Raw genomic sequence first — 4,340 nt, forward strand, 5'->3', positions numbered from 1 at the left:
GTGTATAAGAGACTGGGTGGATGGGGTGGCGGTTTTCCGTCGACCTATTACAACACAAGCTGTCAGACGACATTCGAGCTGGTCAGCGGTCATGTCGTCGGATGGACCATGCGTGGGGACGGGTGCTGAAACGCCCGGCCTGCTCTATGGTCGTCTCTCCCGCTCACAGGATGGTGCGATCAGGCATGGATGTGCGACTCGATGTTTTCCCTTCAGGACGGTTTTCGGGCTGGGGGAAGGGACTGAAACTCGGCGTGGGGCTCCTGCTTGGGGCCACGCTGTCCGCCTGTGGCGATCCTGACTGGCAGGGCACGGACTGGACGAAGAACTATCAGGACAGTTTCGAGACCCAGATCAGCGCCCGCGCGTCTGCAATGCCGGGAAGCACTGATGGCGCCTATAAGCCCAGTGCGGACGGGACGCCCAACAGTCCGGTCGCCTATCACTCGCCTCCGATGCTGTCTTATGAGGATCGTCCGCTTGACGAGAATATCGCGGGTTCTCTCGAACTTAGCGACTACGTCAAGGCGCTTCAGGTGGCGAGGCTGGAACCGTGGATCAGCGGACCGGGGCCGTACACGCTTTTTGCGATTCCCAATGCGGCTATGGAACGCCTGAGTGCGCGCTGGCCCGGTGGGCTTCTGGCTCCGGCCAATCGCGGGCAGCTCGTCCATATTCTGGGCTACACGATTGCCTATGGAAAATGGAACGAAGCCGCTTTGCGCCGGGCCATCCAACGCAATCATGGCCATGCAATCGGCCTGAAGACCCTGTATGGCGATCTTTTAGGCGTGGAAGTGTCTCCGCGTATGGGTGAACTGCTGCTCGAGAATGCAGCGGGTGAGACCAACCGTCTGTGGGGCAAGTCTTTCCCGCAGTCAAATGGCGTTCTTTACTTCACTCAGGACGCGCTTCTGCCGATCCCTACCGTAAAGGTTTCAGCCGGCCGCAAGCATGGCCATCGCTGAAAATCGCTCTTTATCCTTGCCATCAAACTGAAGGGGGATGGCAAGGAAATCGGCACCGGCAGTGATTGCTGAGGAAGCATCCGCCGCAGTCGTGACATTCTCCGTGACGCCCGGAAGTTCCATGACGGAACTCCACCACTTTACCAGTTCCAGATCGCCCGCAGGAAACGCGACATAATCGGCGCCCGATTCGCCAGCTTTCATGGCATCATCGCGGTTGTCGCACGCACAGCCGATCGGCATATCGCTCCCGACCGTTTTGCGAAGCGTGACCAGATCCTCGACACAAGCGACATGCAGCCCATCGCAGACTCCCAGAAGAGAGTCCGGAGTATTGGAAAGCGGAACGCCGACTTCAGGGATCAGGGCGACGCCATTGGCATGGAGCAGATCCACCAGCTGTGAAAGCTGTGCTTTCTCTGGCGTCCAACCGCATGGCAACCGAAGGGCGGTGACTTCAGGCAGCGGCAGAATATCGCGGAGCACCTCTAGAGCGGCGTCGATATCAAAATCGGCAGGTAAAACGGGGTAGAGATCACAGGCTGTCATGGGGATGTTCTCGCAGATTGTGGATGCGGGAGCTAGGCGGTCTGAGCGTCAGGAGCCGTCCGTGATATTGGTCATAGGAATCCAGAGTGCGAAGTTGTGCGGCATTGACCCGGCAGATCGCCCAGCCGACCCCGCAATCCAGCGCCTGTCGTGCCGCTATGGGAGACGCGCCGCAATCCAGAACAGATAATCCCGCATGGTCGCCCATGACGTTCAGCCACCAGGGAACGCCAAAGCTGCTGCCTGCGCTTTCGACGGAGAGGGCAAAAAACCGATTTCCCTTGAGCCGGGTGATCCGATCCATCTCATGGCGCGACGAAATGACGAAAACAGGATAGTGAAAGGGTAGGGATGTCCTTGACCCCAAAGCGGGATCGGGTCTTTCCTGAGCAACGGGCCGGAGCGGGTCTGTATCGGGCATTTGACTGGCATAATGATTGCAGGAACGGGAAGAACGTGGCGGTAAACGAGACAGGTATTGCGCAGGACGATAAGACGCTTGAGCGTCTTGAGGAAGCGATGATGCGGATTGCTGCTGCGTCCGAGCGTCATGTGCTGGCAAAGGAAGCCTGTGAGCGTGCTCTTCATTCCGCGCCTGACCTTTCGGAATTTGCAGCCAATATCGATGCGCTGTGTGCCCGCATTCAGGGCGTGCTGAACAGGAAAGAGGGCTGAGCGATGGGACAGGTATCCATTCGCCTTAATGGCTACGTCTATAATGTCGGATGTCAGGATGGCGAAGAAGCCCATCTGTATGACATGGCCCGTCATGTCGAAGGCTGGCTTCAGCGTGCCCGGAGTCTGGGTGGTGCTGCAAGCGAATCCAAAACGCTCATGATGGCCGCGCTTCTGATGGCCGATGAAATTTTCGAACTGAAGCACCGGCAGATTTCGCCTCAGGCCGAAGCGAAGATCCAGCAGGCCGGACATCTGCTTCAGCGTGAGGGCGCGCGTCAGGAGCGTCTGGCCCGCCTAGCGGGGCAGGCAGAACTTCTTGCCGCGGAACTGGAGCGCACCTCCTAATTCTTCAAGGTTTGCATTGAATATCGGGCCGGACAGTCTAATATAGGTGATGGAGCTGCCTGGTGCGTCAGGCAAATCATCCCCCGGGCCGATAAGCATTCCTACGGGAACTGGCTCTGTCGTGGCCCTGGTCACGTTAACCGGTGCCCACCTGCACTTGCAGGTCTAGGAGGGCTGAAAAGACCAACGGCTTTGGCGGCTCCACAGATTTCCGAAATCGACGTTCTGAAAAAAAACCTGCGCCGCAAAATGGCCGATTATCGGCAGGGGCTGTCTTCTGAAGACGAAGAGAGGCTGCGCGGCTTTCTCTTAAAAGAAATTCTCGCACAGCCTGCTCGAAAAATTGCTGCAGTCTGGCCTCTTGCCGAAGAAGTCGATCTTCGCCCCCTGTGTCATGCTCTGTCTGAAGCCGGGCGTCAGGTTCTGTTGCCTGAAACCACACCAAAAGGTTCTCCTTTGATATTCAGGCGCTGGACGCCTGCGTCCCCCATGATTGTTGGCCGTTTCGGAACATCGCATCCGGAGGGTGACGTTGACGTTCCGGATCTTGTTCTTGTGCCATTTCTGGCATTTGACCGTTTCGGTTACCGGCTTGGATATGGTGGCGGCTATTATGACCGTACTTTGGCCGCACTGAATGTTCCGGCGATCGGCTTCGGCTTTGCCGGTCAGCAGATCGATGCCGTTCCTACAGGCCCGTACGATATTCCGTTAAAAATGATCGTGACGGAGTGTGGGGTGATCCGGACTGATAACCCAAAATCTTTATGAAAGACTGACTGTTGAGACTGCTGTTTCTGGGCGACATTATCGGGCGTAGCGGGCGTGAGGCCATTATTCGAAATCTGGCCGACTGGCGTGAGAAACTCTCGTTGGATCTGGTGGTGGCCAATGGTGAGAATGCCTCACACGGCTATGGCCTGTCCCCTGATATAGCGAAAAACCTGCATAGTGCCGGCGTCGATGTCATTACGCTAGGCAACCATGCCTGGGACCGTCGTGACATGATCGGCTATATCAATCAGGCTCCTTACATTGTCAGGCCTGCCAATTACCCTGCCGGAACGCCGGGGCAGGGGAGCCATATCGTTGAAATCAGCCGTGGGCGCAGGGCTCTCGTCATCAATGTGATGGGGCGCATTTTCATGGACCCGCTGGATGACCCTTTCCGGGTCGTCAGCGAGATTCTGTCAAAACATCGGCTTGGCGTGACGGTTCATGCCATCCTGATTGACGTTCATGCCGAAGCCACCAGCGAGAAAATGGGTTTTGGAGCTTATTTTGATGGCAGGGCTTCTGTTGTGGTGGGAACGCACACGCATGTTCCCACTGCGGATCATCGCATTCTGCCTGCGGGTACAGCCTATCAGACGGATGCCGGGATGTGTGGCGACTACGATAGCGTCATAGGAATGGGAAAACCCGCAGCACTCCACAAGCTGGTTCGCAAAACTCCGGGTGACCGGCCGCAGCCGGCGGAAGGGGAGGCGACGGTTTGTGGGCTTATGGTTGAAACGGATGACGCCACCGGTCTGGCCAGAAAGGTCGCTCCGCTACGGATTGGCGGACATCTGGCTCCCAACTGGCCGGATTTCTGAGAAAAGCAGAAAATTTGAGAAAAAACCGCCTTTTTTCGAGTGCGATTCGCAATGAATAGTGGGGGTTAGTCTTTTCTGCCGCAGAAAACCGGGATTTTATCTGTTGATAAGTGCCTTGTGAATTCTGTTTGACACTCTGTGATCTCCCCCGTATAAGCCCGTTCACCGACGCAGCGGGGCCCACTTCGAGGGGTTCTGGAGC

Annotated in this window: 7 protein-coding genes and 1 other RNA gene; 6 read left to right on the top strand and 2 right to left on the bottom strand. The window is 56.9% G+C overall.

Annotated elements, in window-relative coordinates:
* Positions 1-185 precede the first annotated feature (185 nt).
* Entirely contained in the window at positions 186-968 is a 783-nt protein-coding gene (locus JK213_RS15605; RefSeq protein WP_194262393.1) for a fasciclin domain-containing protein, read from the top strand.
* On the opposite strand, the gene JK213_RS15610 is transcribed toward JK213_RS15605, so the two are convergent.
* Together JK213_RS15610 and JK213_RS15615 are read right to left on the bottom strand one after the other, a co-directional pair.
* The gene (locus tag JK213_RS15610; protein WP_194262394.1) at positions 939-1,517 is read right to left on the bottom strand and encodes a thiamine phosphate synthase; all 579 of its coding nucleotides are present in this window, start codon (positions 1,515-1,517) and stop codon (positions 939-941) included. The two genes, JK213_RS15605 and JK213_RS15610, sit on opposite strands and share 30 nt — an antisense overlap.
* Positions 1,504-1,821, bottom strand: a complete 318-nt coding sequence (locus tag JK213_RS15615; protein ID WP_211571887.1) for a hypothetical protein — start codon at positions 1,819-1,821, stop codon at positions 1,504-1,506. The genes JK213_RS15610 and JK213_RS15615 overlap by 14 nt, the downstream gene beginning before the upstream one ends.
* Positions 1,822-1,973: 152 nt before the next feature.
* Here JK213_RS15615 and JK213_RS15620 point away from each other — a divergent pair, with 152 nt between their 5' ends.
* From JK213_RS15620 to JK213_RS15640, 5 genes are all read left to right on the top strand, one after another.
* Positions 1,974-2,192 (top strand): hypothetical protein, encoded by a 219-nt coding sequence (locus JK213_RS15620; protein ID WP_062105642.1) that lies wholly within the window; start codon positions 1,974-1,976, stop codon positions 2,190-2,192.
* 3 nt (positions 2,193-2,195) lie between these two features.
* Complete coding sequence (locus tag JK213_RS15625; RefSeq protein ID WP_194262396.1) at positions 2,196-2,540, top strand: cell division protein ZapA; 345 nt, start codon at positions 2,196-2,198, stop codon at positions 2,538-2,540.
* Positions 2,541-2,589: 49 nt separating this feature from the next.
* A non-coding RNA gene (gene ssrS / locus JK213_RS15630) (6S RNA) lies at positions 2,590-2,746 on the top strand.
* The gene (locus tag JK213_RS15635; protein WP_194262397.1) at positions 2,733-3,311 is read left to right on the top strand and encodes a 5-formyltetrahydrofolate cyclo-ligase; all 579 of its coding nucleotides are present in this window, start codon (positions 2,733-2,735) and stop codon (positions 3,309-3,311) included. The genes ssrS and JK213_RS15635 overlap by 14 nt, the downstream gene beginning before the upstream one ends.
* Before the next feature lie 11 nt (positions 3,312-3,322).
* Complete coding sequence (locus JK213_RS15640; protein ID WP_194262398.1) at positions 3,323-4,138, top strand: TIGR00282 family metallophosphoesterase; 816 nt, start codon at positions 3,323-3,325, stop codon at positions 4,136-4,138.
* Positions 4,139-4,340: the final 202 nt, after the last annotated feature.

Origin of the sequence: Gluconobacter sp. Dm-44 (assembly GCF_018256175.1) — a bacterium.
Taxonomy (GTDB): domain Bacteria; phylum Pseudomonadota; class Alphaproteobacteria; order Acetobacterales; family Acetobacteraceae; genus Gluconobacter; species Gluconobacter cadivus.